This window comes from Bordetella flabilis (assembly GCF_001676725.1).
Classification (GTDB): domain Bacteria; phylum Pseudomonadota; class Gammaproteobacteria; order Burkholderiales; family Burkholderiaceae_B; genus Bordetella_C; species Bordetella_C flabilis.
In genome coordinates this window covers 969136-987891 of record NZ_CP016172.1, presented here as the reverse complement: position 1 = coordinate 987891, position 18756 = coordinate 969136, and the positions used below count along the sequence as shown (strand labels likewise).

16 protein-coding genes are annotated in these 18756 nt (G+C 68.3%); 11 read left to right on the top strand and 5 right to left on the bottom strand.

Annotated elements, in window-relative coordinates; translation table 11 throughout:
• Positions 1-171 precede the first annotated feature (171 nt).
• Genes BAU07_RS04335 through BAU07_RS04320 form a run of 4 tightly spaced genes read left to right on the top strand, consistent with a single transcriptional unit; the run spans position 172 to position 4702 of the window.
• A complete protein-coding gene (locus tag BAU07_RS04335) occupies positions 172-1026 on the top strand; it encodes a DUF3348 domain-containing protein (protein WP_066664786.1) in 855 nt (284 codons plus the stop codon).
• A complete protein-coding gene (locus tag BAU07_RS04330; RefSeq protein WP_066664784.1) occupies positions 1019-3379 on the top strand; it encodes a DUF802 domain-containing protein in 2361 nt (786 codons plus the stop codon). Before BAU07_RS04335 ends, BAU07_RS04330 begins: the two co-directional genes overlap by 8 nt.
• Positions 3376-4023: an OmpA family protein gene (locus BAU07_RS04325; RefSeq protein ID WP_066654451.1), complete on the top strand. Its 648-nt coding sequence runs from the start codon at positions 3376-3378 to the stop codon at positions 4021-4023. The genes BAU07_RS04330 and BAU07_RS04325 overlap by 4 nt, the downstream gene beginning before the upstream one ends.
• Positions 4016-4702: a DUF2894 domain-containing protein gene (locus BAU07_RS04320; RefSeq protein WP_066654450.1), complete on the top strand. Its 687-nt coding sequence runs from the start codon at positions 4016-4018 to the stop codon at positions 4700-4702. Before BAU07_RS04325 ends, BAU07_RS04320 begins: the two co-directional genes overlap by 8 nt.
• Here BAU07_RS04320 and BAU07_RS04315 read toward each other — a convergent pair.
• Complete coding sequence (locus BAU07_RS04315) at positions 4699-5631, bottom strand: LysR family transcriptional regulator (RefSeq protein WP_066654449.1); 933 nt, start codon at positions 5629-5631, stop codon at positions 4699-4701. The two genes, BAU07_RS04320 and BAU07_RS04315, sit on opposite strands and share 4 nt — an antisense overlap.
• Before the next feature lie 209 nt (positions 5632-5840).
• Between BAU07_RS04315 and BAU07_RS04310 the strand changes: the two genes are divergently transcribed.
• From BAU07_RS04310 to BAU07_RS04290, 5 genes are read left to right on the top strand one after another with little or no spacing between them, the layout of a single operon-like run.
• Complete coding sequence (locus BAU07_RS04310; RefSeq protein WP_066654447.1) at positions 5841-6809, top strand: Bug family tripartite tricarboxylate transporter substrate binding protein; 969 nt, start codon at positions 5841-5843, stop codon at positions 6807-6809.
• A gap of 60 nt (positions 6810-6869) precedes the next feature.
• Positions 6870-8036: a mandelate racemase/muconate lactonizing enzyme family protein gene (locus BAU07_RS04305; RefSeq protein WP_066654446.1), complete on the top strand. Its 1167-nt coding sequence runs from the start codon at positions 6870-6872 to the stop codon at positions 8034-8036.
• Positions 8037-8075: 39 nt separating this feature from the next.
• Entirely contained in the window at positions 8076-9137 is a 1062-nt protein-coding gene (locus tag BAU07_RS04300) for a D-2-hydroxyacid dehydrogenase (RefSeq protein ID WP_084025316.1), read from the top strand.
• A gap of 9 nt (positions 9138-9146) precedes the next feature.
• Positions 9147-10250, top strand: a complete 1104-nt coding sequence (locus BAU07_RS04295) for a mandelate racemase/muconate lactonizing enzyme family protein (RefSeq protein ID WP_066654445.1) — start codon at positions 9147-9149, stop codon at positions 10248-10250.
• Positions 10251-10270: 20 nt separating this feature from the next.
• The gene (locus BAU07_RS04290) at positions 10271-11251 is read left to right on the top strand and encodes a Bug family tripartite tricarboxylate transporter substrate binding protein (RefSeq protein WP_066654444.1); all 981 of its coding nucleotides are present in this window, start codon (positions 10271-10273) and stop codon (positions 11249-11251) included.
• A 44-nt stretch (positions 11252-11295) separates the two neighbouring features.
• On the opposite strand, the gene BAU07_RS04285 is transcribed toward BAU07_RS04290, so the two are convergent.
• Positions 11296-12198: a LysR family transcriptional regulator gene (locus BAU07_RS04285; RefSeq protein WP_066654443.1), complete on the bottom strand. Its 903-nt coding sequence runs from the start codon at positions 12196-12198 to the stop codon at positions 11296-11298.
• A gap of 175 nt (positions 12199-12373) precedes the next feature.
• Here BAU07_RS04285 and BAU07_RS04280 point away from each other — a divergent pair, with 175 nt between their 5' ends.
• Both BAU07_RS04280 and BAU07_RS04275 read left to right on the top strand, forming a co-directional pair.
• Positions 12374-13690 carry an MFS transporter gene (locus BAU07_RS04280; RefSeq protein WP_066664780.1) on the top strand — a complete coding sequence of 439 codons (1317 nt, stop codon included), beginning with the start codon at positions 12374-12376 and terminating at the stop codon, positions 13688-13690.
• A 1-nt stretch (position 13691) separates the two neighbouring features.
• Positions 13692-14672 carry an amidohydrolase family protein gene (locus BAU07_RS04275; protein ID WP_066654442.1) on the top strand — a complete coding sequence of 327 codons (981 nt, stop codon included), beginning with the start codon at positions 13692-13694 and terminating at the stop codon, positions 14670-14672.
• A 15-nt stretch (positions 14673-14687) separates the two neighbouring features.
• On the opposite strand, the gene BAU07_RS04270 is transcribed toward BAU07_RS04275, so the two are convergent.
• The 3 genes from BAU07_RS04270 to BAU07_RS04260 form a co-directional block, all read right to left on the bottom strand.
• Complete coding sequence (locus BAU07_RS04270) at positions 14688-15584, bottom strand: dioxygenase family protein (protein ID WP_066654441.1); 897 nt, start codon at positions 15582-15584, stop codon at positions 14688-14690.
• Between the two features lie 236 nt (positions 15585-15820).
• Entirely contained in the window at positions 15821-17374 is a 1554-nt protein-coding gene (locus BAU07_RS04265) for a DHA2 family efflux MFS transporter permease subunit (RefSeq protein ID WP_198168868.1), read from the bottom strand.
• Between the two features lie 133 nt (positions 17375-17507).
• The gene (locus BAU07_RS04260) at positions 17508-18668 is read right to left on the bottom strand and encodes a GGDEF domain-containing protein (protein WP_066654438.1); all 1161 of its coding nucleotides are present in this window, start codon (positions 18666-18668) and stop codon (positions 17508-17510) included.
• Positions 18669-18756: the final 88 nt, after the last annotated feature.

Genomic DNA, 18756 nt, shown 5'->3' with positions numbered 1-18756 from the left:
CGTGCCAGGCGGGCACCCCGCCCGCCCCGGTCCGCCCCGGGCGGACGTACCGCCGCGGACCTCGCTATCGCCGGGACAGTGTAACGGCGCCCTTCCCGGATACACGGCCCGCCAGGCCGCTACGCGCGCCAACGCCGTGTAAACTGCTGGATTTTTCCCTCTGGTGGTATGGTGCACGAAGCGCCACGACGCACAAGTTTCAGCGGGCCCACGCTCATACGCTCGCTTGCGCGCCTGACCGACCTCAACGCCGCGGAATCCAGGCAATCGCTGCCGGACCGGCTAAGCCAATGGCTGGGCTGGACGCACGCCATCGCCTTGTCGACCGTCCTGGACAGCGACCCGCCGGCCTTGCCCGGCGGTGCGCCCACCCCGGCCGAAGACGAGGAGCGGGAGTGCGCCCGCGTGCGGACCACATTGGCCAAGGCCATCGCCAACGACGGTGCATTCTCGGCGGCCCGCCGGCGCCAGCAGGCGCCTCGGCCCCTCCCGACAGCGCGGGGCACGGCACAGGCAATGGCGCAACGCGCGGCACCGGAGTCGCCCGGCCCCGCCCCGCTGACGCCTGCCGCTGCCGACAGTGCCGCGCGGACCGGCGCGCAAACCGTGGATTATGCGGTTTACCGGCAGCGGTATCTTGCCCTGCAGCGCACCATGGAGACCGCCATCGGCAAGCTGCGCGGCCGCCTGCGCGCCACGCTGGCCGCCAGCCATGCCGGCATGAGCCGGCTGGTGCGGGTCGACGCGGTCATGGAGCAGGCCCTGGGGGAACGTGAGCGCGCGCTGCTGGGCACCATCCCCGGCCTGCTGGAAGCTCATTTCCACCGCCTGCGCCTGGCGGAGGCAGCGGCAATGGCGGAGGCCGAGGCCGCGGGCACGCCGGCGACGCTGGCCCCCGGCGCATGGCTGGACACCTTCCGACAGGATATGCGCAACGTATTACTCGCCGAACTGGATGTTCGCTTACAACCGGTCGAAGGGCTGCTTGCCGCCCTGCGCACCCGCCAACCAGGACGCCATGGCTAGATATTTGATCAATTTCGCTGTTTTCGTGGCAGGGCTGGCCGTCGTCGGCTGGGTCGGGGCCGCCTATGCCGGCTCCAACACACTGGCCCTGGCGGTCACGTTGCTGGTGGGCGCCTTCTACCTGGCCGGCGCCCTCGAACTGCAACGCTATCAACGCGCCACGGGCACGCTGCAAAGGGCGCTCGCGGCGCTCACCGAAGCACCGCCCAGCCTGGACAGCTGGCTGGATCGCCTGCATCCCAGCCTGCGCAACGCGGCCCGCCTGCGCATCCAGGGCGACCGCGTGGCCTTGCCGGGCCCGACACTGGCGCCCTACCTGGTCGGCCTGCTTGTCCTGCTCGGCATGCTGGGCACCTTCCTGGGCATGGTCGCCACGCTGCGCGGCACCGGCCTGGCGCTCGAAAGCGCCACGGACCTGCAGGCCATCCGCGCCTCGCTCGCGGCACCGGTCAAGGGCCTGGGCTTCGCCTTCGGCACTTCGGTGGCGGGCGTGGCCACCTCGGCCATGCTGGGCCTGCTTTCCGCGCTGTGCCGGCGCGACCGCATCCAGGCGGCGCAGAAGCTGGACGGCGCCATCGCCACCACCTTGCGCGTCCATTCGCACGCCAGCCAGCGCGACGAAGCCTTCAGGCTGCTGCAGCGGCAAGCCGAGGTAATGCCTGCCCTGGTCGAGCGGCTGGACGCGATGATGACGGCGATGACGCAGCACAGCCAGGCCTTGAACGAGCGCCTGGCGGCCGGCCAGGATGCCTTCCATGGCAAGGCCGAGATCGCGTACAGCCGCCTGGCGTCCTCCGTGGACCAGGCCATCAAGCAAAGCGTCGCGGAAAGCGCGCGCGCCGCCGGCGCCGCGATCCAGCCGGCGGTGGAGGCGACCATGGCGGGCCTGGCCCGCGAGACCGCCGCATGGCACGACACCGTGACGCAGGCTGTCCAGCAACAACTGGAGGGCCTGTCCACGCGCTTCGAGTCCACCACCGCGACCGTGGCCGACATCTGGGACAAGGCGCTGGCCGGCCACCAGCGCACCACCGAAGCGATGACGCGGGACCTGGGCACGACGATGGACCGGTACACCGCGACGTTCGAACAGCGCTCGGCCGGCCTGCTGCAAGGCGTGGCGCAACAGTCCGCGGCGCTGCTCGACACGATGTCGCAGCGCTCGGCCGCCCTGCTCGATGGCGTGTCGGGCCATTCCGCCACGCTGCTGGACAACGTATCCGACCGGGCCGACAAGCTGCTGGACAAGGTATCCGAGCGGTCCGATAGCCTGCTGGGCACGCTGGCCGAGCGCTCCGCCGATTTGCTGGGCAACGTGTCGCAGCGTTCCGGCGACCTGCTGCAGTCCATGTCCGAACACTCCGCGACCCTGCTGGATGGCGTCTCGGGACGCCTGGATGCCGCGGTGGACCAGGTCTCGGCGACCTGGAACCAGGCCCTGGCGCAGCACGCGCGCGTCAGCGAACAACTGACGCGCGACAACCGCGAATCCCTGGCCGCGGTCTCGGCCGGCTTCGAACAGCATGCCGCCTCCTTGTTGGCGACGATGGACCGGTCGCATGCCGGCCTGCAGGCCGAACTGGCGTCGCGCGATGCGCAGCGCCTGGCGGCCTGGACCGAAACGCTTGCCGCCATGGGCGCTACGCTGGGCCGGGAATGGGAACAGGCCGGCGCGCGCAGCGCCAGCCGCCAGCAGGAAATCTGCGACATGCTGGCCGGCACCGTGCGCGATATCTCCGCCCAGACGCAGGCGCACACCAGCCACACCATCGCCGAGGTCACGCGACTGGTGCAGGCGGCATCGGAGGCGCCCAAGGCCGCCGCGGAGGTGGTCGCCGAGCTGCGCCAGAAACTCACGGACAGCATGGCGCGCGACAACGCGATGCTCGAAGAGCGCGGCCGCCTGCTGGAAACGGTCGGTACGCTGCTCGATGCCGTCAACCATGCATCGACCGAACAACGGCAGGCCGTCGACGCGCTGGTCGCCTCTTCCGCGGACCTGCTGGAACGGGTCGGCACCGGCTTTACCGACAAGGTCCATGCCGAAACCGGCAAGCTGTCCGAAGTGGCCGCGCAGGTCACGGGCAGCGCCGTCGAGGTCGCGAGCCTGGGCGAAGCCTTCGGCGCCGCGGTGCACATGTTCGCGGAATCGAACGACACCCTGCTGGCGCAACTCAAGCGCATCGAAGCGGCGCTGGACAAGTCCATGACGCGCAGTGACGAGCAACTGGCGTACTACGTCGCCCAGGCCCGCGAAGTCGTCGACCTGAGCATGATGTCGCAGAAGCAGATTCTCGAAGACCTGCAGGCGCTCGCCAGCCAGCGCGCCGCCACGGGCACGGAAGCGGCATGAGCGAGCATATCGACGGCGGCGCCGACCCCGCCGTACCGACGTGGGCGGCGTTCGGCGACCTGATGTCCGCCCTGCTTGGGGCCTTCGTGCTGATTCTGGTGGGGGTGATCGGCGTACAGCTGGAACTGACCGCCAAGCTGGAAAACGAAGTGCAGCGGCGGCAGGCCGAGACCGAACGCCGCAAGACCCTGGAGCAGGCCCTGGCCGGTCCGCTGGCCGCCGGGCGCGTGACGCTGGTGAACGGCCGCATCGGCATCAGCGGCAGCGTGCTGTTCGCCCTGAACTCCGCCCAGTTGCAGCCGGAAGGGCGCGAACTCCTGAAGAGCCTGGTCCAGCCGCTGTCGGCTTACCTGCAGGCCAATGACCAGATCCTGATGGTCAGCGGCTTTACGGACGACCAGCAGGTGCGCGGCGGCAACCGGCTTTTCGCGGACAACTGGGAACTCTCCGCCCAGCGGGCCCTGACGGTCACCCGAGCCCTGATCGATGACGGCGTCCCGCCTTCGTCCGTGTTCGCCGCGGCGTTCGGCTCGGAGCAGCCGGTCACATCCAATGCCGATGCCGAAGGGCGGGCGAAGAACCGCCGCGTGGAAATCGCCCCGGTCCCCAGGCTGTCGGGCGCGCCCGTGCCCTCCCATGAGTAGCGAGCCGTCCAGCGAAGCCCTGGAGACGCTCGCCGCATGGCGGGCGCGCGGCGCCGACCGCCGCGACCCGGTACGCTTCCATTTCATCGAGGCCCTGGCCCGCCGGGCTGCGGCCCAGCGCGGCGAGGCGCGGCGCGTACTCGATAACAAGCTGGCGCAGTTGCTGCGCGCCTATGAGCACGATGCCGCAGGCGGCGCATGCGGAGCCGGCGATGCACAAGGCCTCGGCCAGGCCGAAAACGTCGCCGGCGGCGACCCGCAACCCGGCACGCTTGCCGGCCTGCTGGCCGACCTCGCCCGTCATCACGCGATGGCGCGGGGCGCTGGCGGCGCCGAGGACGCCACACCCGACGCGGCCCTGCCGCCCCGCCCGTCCTATCCGGAAGTGCCGCTGCTCGATGAGGTCCGCGCGGTCTGGGCCCGCGTCAGCGCCAACGGCCAATTGCGGCAATCGCTGGAGCAGGTTCCGCAGAATGCCGGTCCGCTCAATTCCAGCCACCTGGTGCACCGCGCCCTGTCGGTGATGCACGAGCTGTCGCCGGCCTATCTGCACCAGTTCCTGGCCTACGCCGACGCCTTGTCCTGGATGGAACGATTGAACGCCGGCGCCACCGCGCCAGCCCGGGAAGCGCAGCGCCCCGCCCCCGCCAAAAAAAGCGCACGCGGCAAGGCCCGCTAGCGCCTGGGTCCCGGCGCGGTGTCCGCGTGCAGGCGCGCCGTCATCAGGAAGGCCTGGGCCGCGTCGCTCAACTTGTCGCGGCGATAGGCGGCGCTGATGCGCACGCGCAGCAGGTCCGCGTCCGCGATGATGGGCTTGCACACCACGCCGCCTGTCGCCAGCGCGCTGATCGATCCGGGCAGTATGGACACACCCAGTCCGCCCGCGACCAGCCCCAGCACCGTGGAGATCTGCACCGCCTCCTGGACGATGCGCGGCTCGAAACCCGCCTGCCGGCACAACTGTGCGATGCGCGATGACAGCGTGGGCACGCCCTGCGCGGAAAACAGCACGAAGGCGTCGTCGGCCAATTCCTCCAGGCGAATCTGCGACGCGCCTCCCAGGCGGTGCCCCGCCGGCAGCACGGCCCTCAGCGCGTCGACGACGATATCCTCGGTCGCCACGTCGGCCTCGAGTTCAGCCGGCGTAACCAGGAAACCGATATCCACCGTGTCCGAGTTGATCATCGCGGCCACCTGCATGGAGCTTCCTTCGTGCAGTGTCAGCTCCACACCGGCGAACCGTTCGCGGAACGACAGGATGACCTTGGGCAGCAGCACGGTCATCGCGGGCCCGATAAAGCCCACATGCACGGTGCCCAGTTCGCCACGCCCCGCCTGTTGCGTGCGCTCCAGCGCGCGATTGGCCTGGTTCAGCAGCCTTGTGGCTTCCATCTTGAAGACTTCGCCAGCCGGCGTCAGCCGCACGCCGCGCGGGGACCGTTCGAACAGCCGGGCTTGCACCAGCGACTCCAGCCGCATGATGGCCTGGCTCAAGGGCGGCTGCGCCATGTGCATCTGCTCGGCGGCCTTGCGGAAACTCAGGGTTTCCGCCACCGCAAGGAATTGCTGGACCATGCGTAGGTCCAGGTTGGATGCGCGCGTCGACATGGAGGGTTTCCGCTGTATTGGGCAGCCGGCATGGTGCCCCGGCCGGCTGGCTGCCTCGCCCACGCGCCGCGCGGTGAAACGCCGCGCGTATCGCCCAGGACCAATTTGGTATTAGACCACCGCCGGCGACATCCCTACCATCCGCTCTATTCGACCGCGACGCGACGCGCCTGTCCCAGGGCGCGCGACGTCCGGCCCAGGAGACGACCATGCGCCGATTGCTTTCAACCCTGGCATGCCTGTCGGCATGCGCCGCCGCCCAGGCCGCCGGACAGGACTATCCCGCACGCGCCATCACGATGGTGATCGCCTCGCCGGCCGGATCGACGCCGGATACGGGGGCGCGGGCCCTGGCGCAATCCATGGCGCAGGCGCTCGGGCAACCGGTGGTGATCGAGAACCGTCCAGGCGCGAACGGCCAGATCGCCGCGCAGGAAGTGTTGAAGAATCCGCCCGACGGCTACACCGTCCTGGTTGCCGCCGGCAGCACGATGGCGATCAATCCGCACGTCTATCCGCGCCAGGCCGTGGACGTGCTGAAGGACCTGAAGTCGGTGGGCAAGATGTACTCGACAGACTTCTACCTGATCGTGCGCAGCGATAGCGGCATCGACTCCATGTCCGCGCTGATTGCGCGGGCCAGGGAGAAGCCGGGCGGCTTCGTCGCCGCCAACAGCGGCCCGGGCAGCGCCGCGCAACTGGCCACGGAAGTGCTGAAGCAACAGGCCGGCGTCGACATCTACCAGGTGCCCTTCAACGGCAGCCCGGCAGCCGCGCTGGCCGTGGCCTCGGGCAACGCGGACATGCTGATCGAAACCCAGACGGTAACCGAGCCTTTCGTCAGCTCGGGGCGGGTGAAGCGGCTGGCCACGACGGGCCGCGCACGATCCGCCGCCTTCCCCGACCTTCCCACCATGGCCGAGGCCGGGGTGTCCGGCATGGAAATCTCTTCCTGGGCCGGCATCTTCGCCCGGACGCAGGTACCGGCGGATCGGGTCGACCGCCTCAACGCGGCGATGAACCGCGCGCTGGAGGCGCCGGAAGTGCAGGCGCTGCTGCGCGGGGCGGGATTGCAGCCCGGCGGCGGCAGCAGCAACGATTTCCAGCAGGAATGGCAGGCGCAGTCCCGCCTGTGGGCCGACGTGGTCTCGCGCTCGCCGGGCCTGACCAATCGCTAGGAACTGCACCCGGACATGGCGACACGGCACCCGGGCGTACCGACAGAGGACACCGCTTCAATGAACTCCGGCATTCCGCACGGCGCCATCTGTTCGGCCGAACAGATCGTCTCGCGCATCCAGGTCTACGTCTTCCAGGACGACGCGCCGCCCGCGGTGGCCTCCTCCTTCGGCGTATCGACGCAACGCACCTCCGTGCTGGTCAAGGTCGAAGACCAGCACGGCCATCATGGCTGGGGCGAGATATGGAGCGGGCATCCGGCCTTCGGCGCCTACCATCGCGCTTCCATCCTGGAACATCTGCTGGCGCCGCGCGCGCTCGGCCAGCCGCTGGCTTCCATCCCCGCGCTTACCGCGGACCTGGAAGCAGGGATGATCCCCATGCTGCGGCTGGCGGGCGAAGCCGGCCCCCTGGCGCATACCCTGGCGGGCCTGGACTGCGCGCTGTGGGACATGGCCGCGCGCGCGCGTGGCGTGCCGCTGTACCGCCTCCTGGGCGGCCAGGCGCGGCGCCTGCCTGTCTATGCCAGCGGCGTGTCGCCGTCGATATCGCGCGCCGGCCTGGACGCCTTGCGCGAACGCGGCTTTCGCGCGTTCAAGTTCAAGGCCGCCCTGAAGGATGAACGCGCCTTGGACGATCTGGAACGCAACGTGGCCGGGTTGGCCCGCGGCGAGAGCGCGATGATCGACGCCAACTGCGGCTGGGATATGGACGGGGCCCTGCGGGCGCTGACCCGCATCCGGGCGCTGCCGCTGCAATGGGTGGAGGAACCCATCGGCCCCGAGCGCCCGGCCAGCGAATGGCTGGCACTGCGCCAGGGCGGACACCGGCTGGCCGGCGGCGAAAACCTGCTGACCCTGGAAGCCTTCCGGACGGCATTCGCGTGGCTGGACGTGGTCCAGCCCGACCTGGGCAAATGGGGCGGTATCAGCAAGGTGCTGCCGCTCGCCCGCGAAGTGCTGGCCAGCGGGCGACGCTATTGCCCCCATGCCTTCGGCTCCCATGTCGGCGCCGCGCTGGCCGCCCATGTCCTGTCGGCAGCCGGCGGCGACGGCGTGCTGGAACTCGACGCCAATCCCAATCCCTTGCGCACGCTTGCCGCGCCGGCTTTCCCGGCCCCGGTGAACGGCCATATCACGCTGGACGACGAGCCCGGCATCGGCATCGACCCGGACCCCGAAGCGCTGCGCCCTTACCTGAAACGCCACGCGGTCATCGAACGATGAGAACACGGCCGTGCGGGCGCCTACCCTCGAAGGAATCCCATGAATGAAGAACAGGGCATCGGGCTCTTGATCTCCAAGACCGTGCATGACGAAATCGGCGACCGCCTGGGCGCCCTGGCTCGCGCCTCCGGCCACACCGTGCGTTTCGTCATCGCGCCCGAACAGCCAGGCCATACGCCGCCTGCCGATGCGCATGCCTCGATACGGCTGGCGTTCTATTCCCGCGACATCATGCAAGGCAGCAGCAAGGGCGCGCCCAGCCCCGCCAGCCGGGCCTTCTTCGATATCCTGGACGCCGCGCCGCGCGCCGAATGGCTGCACGTGTGTTCCGCCGGTATCGATAACCATCTGTACCAGCCGACCCTGCGGCGCGCCGTGCGCCTGACCACGTCGTCGGGCTCGAACGCGGTTCCCATCGCCCAGACCATCGTCGGCGCGATACTCGCGCAGACCCGGGGCTTCACCTATTGGCTGAGGGCGCAGGCCGAGCGGCGCTGGCAGCCACTCGGGCCGGCCCAGATGACGCGGGACCTGCATGAACAGACGGCGGTCATCGTGGGCCTGGGGCCCATCGGCCGCGAAACCGGCAGGCTGCTCAAGGCGGTCGGCCTGACCACGATAGGCGTGCGGCGCGGCACGGGCGCGGTGCCGCATTTCGACCGGGTCTGCCGGCTCGATGCGCTGGACGGGCTGCTGCCGTCATGCGACTGGCTGGTGCTGGCCTGTCCCCTGACGCCGGAGACCCGCGGCCTGCTCGACGCCCGGCGCATCGGCCTGCTGCCGGCGCGCGCCGGCATCGCCAATGTCGGGCGCGGCGAACTGACGGATGAATCCGCGCTTGCCGCCGCGCTGCACGAAGGCCGCCTGCGCTCGGCCTACCTCGATGTCTTCGCGACCGAGCCCCTGCCCGGCAGTTCGCCCCTGTGGACCGCGCCCAACACCTGGATATCGCCGCACAACGCGTCGGTGTCGCCCGGCAACGCCGCCCGCACCACGGATATCTTCCTGCGCAACTTCATGCATTGGCTCAACGCCGAGCCCTTCGAAAACGATGCCACGCCGTCCGCCTTCACCGGCGCCGCAGACAGCCGCCCGGCTTGAGGAAGTCCCATGAAAATCGTTTCCATCGATACCCTGCCCATCGCCCTGCCCTACGACAGCGGCGCGGCGCCCTTGCCGCTGGGCGGCAAGCCGCGCACCAACATGGAAAGCCTGCTGGTCAAGGTCACCACGGACAGCGGCCTGGTGGGTTGGGGCGATGCCTTCGGCGTGCGCGTGTGGCCGATCACCCGGCTGATGATCGATCGCCTGGTGGCGCCCCTGTGCATCGGCGAGAACGCGCTGCGCCGCGACGAGGTGATGGACAAGTTGAACCGCACCCTCTACCACTTCGGCCGCGCCGGCGTGCTGCAGTACGCGCTCTCCGCCATCGACATCGCCTTGTGGGACATCGCGGGCAAGGCCGCCAACCTCCCGGTCCACGCCCTGATCGGTCCGCTGCGCACGCCCGACCTTCCCGTGTACGCCAGCCTGCTGCCCTATCGCGACCCCGCGCTGGCTGCGCGCTTCGCGGCGCGCGCCGTGGATCAGGGCTACCGCTATGTGAAGCTGCACGAGCGCGATGTCGCGTCCGTGCGTGAATCCCGTGCCGCCATCGGTGCGGACGTGGGCTTGATGGTGGACCTGAACTGTCCCTTCGACGTGCCGGCCGCCGAGCAGTTCGCGGCCGATGTCGCCGCCTACGACCCGATGTGGCTGGAGGAACCGCTGTTCCCGGTCGACGACTTCGATGCGATGGCCGAGCTCGCGCGCCGCATCGACATCCCGCTGGCGATGGGCGAGAACGTCGGCAATCCCATGGAATTCCGCCGCGTCCTAGACACCGCGGGCATATCGTTCGCGCAGCCCAGCGTCGTCAAGACGGGCGGCATCACCGCCCTGCTGGAGGTGGCCCGCGACGCCGCCCAAAGACAGGTCCGGCTGATGCCGCACAGCGCCTATTTCGGACCCGGCCTGCTGGCCACCATGCATGTGCTGGGCACCATCCGGACGGCGCCGATACTGGAACGCTTCTATTGCGAAATGCCGGTCGAACTTGCTGGCGACGCTACCCTGCCGCGCAACGGCATGGTCCAGGTGCCGCAGACGCCCGGCCTGGGGTTCGACCCCGATCCCGACGTGCTGCGCAGGTATGCGGCAACGGCGCAGGCCTGACCACCCATGAGGAGACACTGATGACACGACATACCCTTGCGTGGGGGGCGGCACTGGCGCTGTCCTGCGCGCTTATGCCCGCCGCGCGTGCGGCGGACAGCTTTCCCGCGCAGCCGATACGCATCGTCGTGCCCTACGCCCCGGGCGGCGCCTCCGACGTACTGGCGCGCCTGCTCGCCAGCACGCCGGGACCGGCGCTGGGAGACCGCATCATCATCGAGAACCGCGCCGGCGGAGCCTCGGTGGCCGGCACCAATGCAGTGGCCACCGCGCAACCCAACGGCTATACGCTGGGCGTGGTGGACAGCGCCTTTCCCATCAACGCCACGCTGCTGGGCGACAAGCTGCCGTACGACACGCGCAAGGATTTCCGCGCCGTCATCCTGGTGGCGACCTCGCCCATCGTGCTGTCCGTCAACAAGGATGTTCCCGCGCATAGCGTCGCCGAGCTCGTCGCCTTGGCCAAGGCGCAGCCCAATCGGCTGAACTTCAGCTCGGCGGGCAACGGCACGGCGTTGCACCTGGCGGGCGAACGGTTCAACATGGCGACGGGCGCGGGCCTGGTCCATGTACCGTACCGGGGCGGCGCGCCATCGGTCATGGCGGTGGTCGGCGGCGAGACCCAGGTCAACTTTTCGGCGCCTTCCACGGTGCTGCCCCACATTCAGTCGGGCCGGCTGCGCGCGCTGGCCGTCACGGGCACGCACCGCCTGCCTTCCATGCCGGACGTGCCGACCTTCGCGGAAGCCGGCGTCCCGGAAGAGACGGGGGTGATCTCGTTCGGCGTCATCGCGCCCAAGGGGGTGCCCGACGCCGTCATAGACAAGCTGGCCGCCGGCTTCGAGGAACGGCTGAAAACGCAGGCCCTGGCGCAGCGCATCGCGGAACTGGGCTTCGAAGCAGGCGGAGGCGGGGCGGCCGACTACGCGAGCTTCCTGGACAAGGAGATCGCCGCCTCGCGCGAGATCATCCAGAAGGCGCATATCACCACCGCCGAGTAGGCGGTCCGCCGGCCCGTGGCTAATGGCCGGGCCGGCGCGCGCGGCTAGGCCTGCGCCGGCCGGCCGATACGCTTGTACCAGAGGTCCACGAAGGACTCCGCGGCCGGCGACAGCGAATGTTCGGCGCGCCGGATCAGGCTGATGTCGCGCGTGACGGCCGGCCCCTCCAGCTTGCAGGCGACCAGGTCCGGATGCGGGAAAGCGGACAGCAGGATCCCCGGGAAAATAGCGATGCCCAGGCCGGCCTGGGCCATGGAAAGGCCGGTGGTCATGTATGAGACCTCGTACTGCACCGGCTTGCGCACGCCCAGGGTGAACAGCACATCGTCGATCAGGCTGCGGATACCGCTGTTGGCCTTGATGGCGATCCAGGGATAGGCCAGCGCATCCTCCCATGTCGGGCGGCGCTTGCGCGCCAGCCTGGCGTCCTTCCTGCAGATGGCGCACAGGCGGTCGCGCGCCAGGCACTGCAGGGTCAGGCCCTCGGGCGCCTCGTCGATCGTGCCGATACTGAACTCCACATCGCCGGTCAACGTGGGCGCGGTCAGCCGGTCCGGCGCCGCGTCGTCGATGGACACTTCGATATTCGGATAGAGCGTCCGGTATTCCGCCATCAGGCGCGGCACGATGGCGCCGGCGATCGACGGCGTCGCCGCGAAGCGCAGATGGCCGCGCTGGCGGCCCACCAGTTCCTTCACGCTGGACTTCAGCGATTCCAGGTCGCGCAGCATGCGCTCGACCGTGGGCAGGATCTCGCGTGCGGCCACGGTGGGCCGCAGCGATCGCGAGGTACGGTCGAACAGGCGCACGCCCAGCGCTTCCTCCATCTGCCGGATCAATACGCTGACCGCGGGCTGCGTGATGAACATCTCGTCAGCGGCGCGGGTCAGCACGCCGAACCGGCAGGCGTGGACGAAGGCCTGCAACTGCTTGAGGGTGGGATTCATAAAGTCACTTTATGGAGCCATTGAATTTATTCGATTGTCTTCATGACTATAGCGTCCTACATTTCGCCGTCACGAGGTGGGACGGGCTGGCGCTTCGGCGTACCTGGCCGCCCATTGCCGGAAGGCACGCGCCGCGGCGCGCGGCAAAAAAATGGCCTTGGCGCAGGGGACATGCATGCAGAAGAACGATACGGCCGGGAATTGGCGAGGCGTCGTGGCCTCGACGCTGGGCAATGTGCTGGAGTGGTATGACTTCGTGGTGTTCGGATTCCTGTCCATCATCATCGCGAAGCAGTTCTTTCCCAGCGAAAGCGAATATGCCGCCTTGATGCTGACGACGGCCACCTTCGGGGCCGGCTTCGTCGTGCGCCCGCTGGGCGGCATCCTGCTGGGCCGGTATGCCGACCGCAAGGGCCGCAAGGCCGGCCTGACGCTGGTCATCGCACTGATGACAGTGTCAGCGGCGCTGATCGCGCTTACCCCCACATACCACCAGATCGGCCTGATCGCGCCGGCCATCGTGTTGTGCGCCCGCCTGCTGCAGGGGATATCGGCGGGCGGGGAGTTCGGCACCGCAACGGCAATGCTGGTGGAGTACGCGCCCAAGGGACGGCGCACGTTCTACGGCAGTTGGCAGATGTTCGCGCAGGCCATGGGCGCGCTGCTGGCCGTCGCCATGGGAAGCGCGCTGACGCATGTATTCACCCCACAGGCCCTGGATGACTGGGCATGGCGCATACCCTTCCTGTTCGGGCTGCTGATCGGGCCGGTGGGATTCTATATCCGCCGCCGGCTGCCCGAGACGGAAGCCTTCCAGCGGCTGGACAAGCGGGTCCGGGTGCCGCTCGGCCAGGTCTTCACGCAGTACCCGCGCGAGTTGTTCATCGCCACCGCGTTGAGCGCCGCGCTCAACGTGATGCAGTACGTCATCATCACGTATCTGCCTATCTACGCCGTGCAGAACCTGCATATGCCGGTGACGCTGCCATTCAATGTGCTGGTGGCCAGCGTGCTGTTGCGCGTGCTGACGATTCCCCTGTTCGGCCACCTGGGCGACAGGCTCGGCGGCAAGCGGCTCATCCGCGGCGCGCTGCTGCTGTTCCTGCTGTCGCTCTATCCGGCCTATTACTGGATCGTGAGCGCGCCTTCCATGCTGTCCATCATGACGGTGGAACTGGTCTTCGCGCTGTTGATCGGCGCATCCACCAGCCCGATCCCGACCGCGGTCGCCGCGCTGTTCCCCACCGAAGTGCGTTCCACCGGCCTGGCGATTTCATACAACATCGCCGCCGCCGTATTCGGCGGATTCTCTCCCTTCGTACTGACCTGGCTGCTGCACGTCAGCGCGGACCCGCTCATGCCGGCCCATTACTGCGCCATCTTCTTCGCGATAGGCCTGGTGGGCGCGCTTATGCTGCGCGACGCCGAGCCGGGCGCGCTGTCCGCCCCGCCATCCGCATCATCGCCCCAACCGACCCGGCAGGAGACCTGAAATGCCCGTCATCGATGTCCACACCCACGCCTTCACCCACGGATGGCTGGAACTCATCAAGCGGAAAGGAGGCGTGTACAACATCCAGACGCGTCCCGACGGGCAGCAGGAGATATTCCGCGGCAACACGCCCGTGGTGATTCCGCAGAAAGGCCACTTCGACTACGACCTGCGCATCAGGCACATGGACGAAGCGGGCATCGACATATCGGTCGTCTCGCTCACCTGCCCCAATGTGTACTGGGGCGACGAGGCCACCAGCTGCGAGGCCGCGCGTGAATCCAACGATACGATGGCGCAGGCGCAGGCCGCCTATCCCGGACGCATCCGCTGGTTCACCTCCTTGCCGTGGCAATATCCCCAGGCGGCGTTGCACGAGCTGCAGCGCAGCTGCGACAAGGGCGCCAGCGGCGTGATGGTGCTGGCCAACATCGACGGCCGCAGCCTGACGGATCCCATGTTCGCCCCGATCTGGGCGGAGATCGACCGCCGCGCGCTGCCGGTGCTGGTGCACCCGACGGACCCGCCGGGCGCGCAACTGATGGACATGACCAAATTCGACCTGAGCTGGTCGGTCGGATTCATGTTCGATACGACGCTGGCGATCACACGGATGATCTTCGAAGGCTTCTTCGACCAGTATCCCAACCTGAAGCTGATCGCCTCGCACGCGGGCGGAACCCTGCCTTACCTGGCCGGACGCTTCCAGAAGGGCAACGAGGTGGAAATTCCGCAGCGCCGCCAGATGAAGCGCAACCCCATCGACTACCTGCGACATATCTATTACGACTGCATCTGCTACAGCCCGGCGACGCTGGAGTTCCTGATCTCCGTGGTCGGCGCCGACCGGGTGATGTTCGGAACGGACTGGCCGCACCAGGTCCATGACACCCGCGGCGCGTTCGCCAACACCGCGGCCTTGCCCAAGGCGCAATGCGAGGCGGTACGCGCGGGCAACGCGATGCGCGTTTTCGGGCTCTAGTCGCGCCGGGTATGGTCAGGCGGCGGCCGCCGCCGTCGATTCGGCCATCAGCGTGAAATCCTGCCGCACGCGCCAGAACTCGCCGTCCAGTCCATGCCGGCGCGCCACTTCGGGGTCGTGCGTCCGCTCGAAGTTGGCCAGCAGGCTTTCCTTCACCCCGAATACCGCGTCGGAGGCCAGGTAGGGGTCTGTCTGGTCGAAGATATGGGTCACCACCCCTGCGTATCCGGCTGCCTGCACGATGAAATGAATGTGCGCGGGACGAAAGGGATGGCGGGCCAGGCCTTCCAGGAGCCGGCCGACGGTGCCGTCCGCGGGAATCGGGTAGGACATGGGCTTGATCGTGCGGAATTCGTACCGGCCGTCCGCGCCCGTACGGAACAACCCGCGCAGGTTGCCCTCCGGCCGTACGCCCTGCTGCTGCACGTCATACAGGCCTTCATGGTTGGCCATCCAGACATCCAGCGTGGCGCCGCCGACAGGGCGGCCTGCCGTGTCGCGCACCGTGCCCGAAACGACCAGGGGTTCCCCGCCTTGGCCCACGCTTATATTGGCGCCCATGGGGCGTTCCGGCGCCCCGACGACATGGAAAGGCCCCAGCACCGTACTGGCGGTCGCGCCGGCGGGGTGGCGGTGATTGATCGCGTCGACCAGCATCGACACGCCCAGCACGTCGGACAGCAGGATGTACTCCTGGCGCGACGCATCGCACATCTGACCCGTCCGGGTCAGGAAGGCGATGGCGCGCATCCACTCCTCCTGCGTCGGCTCGATCTCCTTGACCGCCTCGTGCAGCTTGCGCACGACGACGTCCATCACCTGCTTCATGCGCGCGTCCGGCGCATGGCGATGACGCCCGGTGACGATATCGATGGAAGCGTCCTCGGAAAAATACCGATGTTCGATGGCCATGGCGAAGTTCTCCCTTCCGGGCGCGTCCCCACGCCCTGTGTTGTACGGCGGCGCCGGCGGCCCGCCCGGCCGCTTTGCCTTTCATGGCAGGACAACACCCGCCGTCACCATTTATTCCCCGCCCCGGCGCGCCCTCGCCCCGGCTGCCGTGGCGATGGATCGCTTCGATACACACCGCCGCGCGCGCAGATGGCCCGTGCAAGGCAAGCACTGGCCGCCCCGGTCCGCCGCCAGCGTCAGTGCGCCGCGGACGCGTCCGCACCGCCGCCGCCCTTGGCGGGGCGGGTGATCCAGATCAGCGGAATGATCAGCAGGAAGATCCCCGCGGACACGTAGAAGATGTCGTCCAGCCCCATGATCGCCGCCTGGGCCGTCAGCGCGGAATCGAACATGGCGCGCGCCGCGGCGGCGTCCACGTGCAGCAGCGCGCGTATCGCGTCGATCTGGTGCGTGAACAGCGGATTATCCACATTCGCGACCTCGGTAAGCCGCTCGTGATGCAGCACGGTACGGTTGTTCCAGACCGTGCCGGCGATGGAGGTGCCGATCGCGCCGCAAAAGACCCGCACGAAGTTCGACAAGCCCGCCGCGGCGGGAAGCCGCTGCGGTGGCTGCCCGGACAGGATAATGACGGTCAAAGGCACAAAGAACAGGGCCATCGGGATGCCCTGCAGCAGCGTCGGCAGTACCAGGTGCCACGTGTCGATCTCTGTCACGTAGTCCGTGCGCATATAGAACACGGCCGCGAAACAGACGAAGGCAACGGTGGCCACGATGCGCGCGTCCGTGCGCGGCAGCAGGCGCCCCACGACGGGTGACAGGACCAGGGCGAATATTCCCAGCGGCGCCAGCGCGAGGCCGGCGTCGATGGAACGATAGTTCAGGTACTCCTGCATCCACTGCGGCAGCAGCACCAGGTTGCCGAAGAACACCGCGTAGGCCACCGAGATCGCGATCGTGCCGCCGCTGAAATTGCGCTGCGCGAACAGGCGCAGGTCCACGACGGGATTCGGCTCGGTCAGTTCCCATATGAGGAAAAAGCAGAAACTGACGACGGCCGTCACACCCAGCGCCACGATGACGGAAGAATCGAACCAGTCCAGGTCGCGGCCCTTGTCCAGCATGATCTGCAGGGCCGCCACCCAGGTCACCAGCAGGATCAACCCGACCAGGTCGATCGGCGCCTTGCGGATCGGCGTCTCGCGGCTGCGGTAGATGGCCCAGGTCACCGACGCCGCGAACAGGCCCACCGGGATATTGATATAGAAAATCCACGACCAGCTGAAACTGTCGGTGATCCAGCCACCCAGGGCCGGACCGGCGATGGGGCCGACCGTGGCGGTCATCGCCCACAGCGCCAGCGCCATCGAACTTCTCTCCTTGGGGTAGGAGCCCAGCAGGATGGCCTGCGACATCGGGATCAGCGGCCCCGCCACGGCCCCTTGCAGCACGCGCGCGAAAAGCAGGATCGGCAGGCTGGGCGCAATGCCGCACAGCCACGATGCCAGGGTGAACAGCACGATGGCGCCGACGAACAGGCGTATCTGGCCCAGCCGCTGGGTCAGCCACCCCGTCAACGGAATGGACACCGCATTGGACGCGGCGAATACCGTGATGACCCAGGTCCCCTCGTCCACCGATACGCCGAGATTGCCGGAAATCGTGGGAATCGCCACGTTGGCGATGGAGGTATCCAGGACATTCATGAAGGTGGCAAGCGCCACCGCCACGGTTGCCAGCACAAGCTGGCCGCCTTTCAGGGGCGGATGAGGGACAGGTTCGGTGGCCATGATGGGCAGTGCGATACGGTGAGCCGGGCGCGCCATGCCGCCCGGTGGGACACACCCGATCTTAGGGAAAAGTGTTGTCCCGCACCTGAACGCCGCGACCCTGCCGACGCCCGAGACAACCAATGGCCGCTCTTCAATCCGTGACGGGGACCGCCGAGACGACGCGGTTGCGGCCCATGGCCTTGGCCAGATAGAGCGCCGCGTCCGCCCGGGCCATCAGGCTGGCCAGGGTCTCGCCGCTCCGATACTGCTCCACGCCGGCACTGAAGGTGCACGCGATTTCGCCGCGCGCCAGCGGCAGGACGGAGCCGGCCACGCGCAGGCGCAAGCGGTTCACCAGCCTGACGGCCTCGGCCTTGGATGTCGCGGGCAACAGCACGGCGAATTCCTCGCCCCCCAGGCGGCCATAGGTATCACCCTGCCGGATTTCCCCCGACACGATGGAGGAAAAGTAGTGAAGAGCATGGTCTCCAGCGGCATGTCCGTGCATGTCGTTGATCGCCTTGAAGTTGTCGATGTCCAGGATCGCCATCGACAAGGGAGCGTTGGCGCCGTCCGCCCGCGCCAGCTGTGCCTGCGCCCGCGCCATGAACTCGCGGCGCACCAGCGCGCCGGTCAGCTCATCGATGGTCGCCAGGCGCTCCATGCGTTCGGCCATGCGGTCATAGGCCAGCATGACCGCACCTATCGACAGGCAGGGCAGCGTGATGATGCCCATCCCCAGGAAGGCGACGTTCATGGTCGTCGGCTCCAGGAAACGCGTGTGATGCTCCCACCCCAGGACGACGGCCAGCCCGCGTGCGACATGCACCATCCCGCCCAGCGCAGCCACGACGGCCACGAACTGATAGCTGTAGCGGGGCCGATGGGGCGGCCGCATCGTGTAGACGGTCCAGCCCACTTGCAAGCGGACGTAGGCCAGGAATGCCGACATCAGGACGATCCGGGCGTTTACATTGGGCGCCAGATACGTCCAGTAGACCAGCCCCGCCACGACGGCCCCGTAGGCCGCGACCTCATACAGCCGCGAGGGCGCCAGGCCGAAAAACAGCCGGCAACCCTGCACCACCGCGAAGCCCGCGCCCGCCGACAGGCAGCTCGCAGCCACGATGCTCGCGGCACCCGGCGCATCGCCGCTCACGGCCAATATCAGCATCGCCACCACGATGATGATGTTGGCCGCGATCCAGCGATACAGGCCCGCCACCTCCGAGCGCAACAACGAGCCGAGCACGACCACGCTCACCACGCCAGACATGATGCCGACTACGTAGAGCGCGACGGGACTGAACATGGGTTCTCAGGGGCGGGCGCACGGTGCAGGCATCTTGGTCACCGCCGGTTCCCACCGGTCCAGGGGCAAAGTGGTATTTTACGACTGG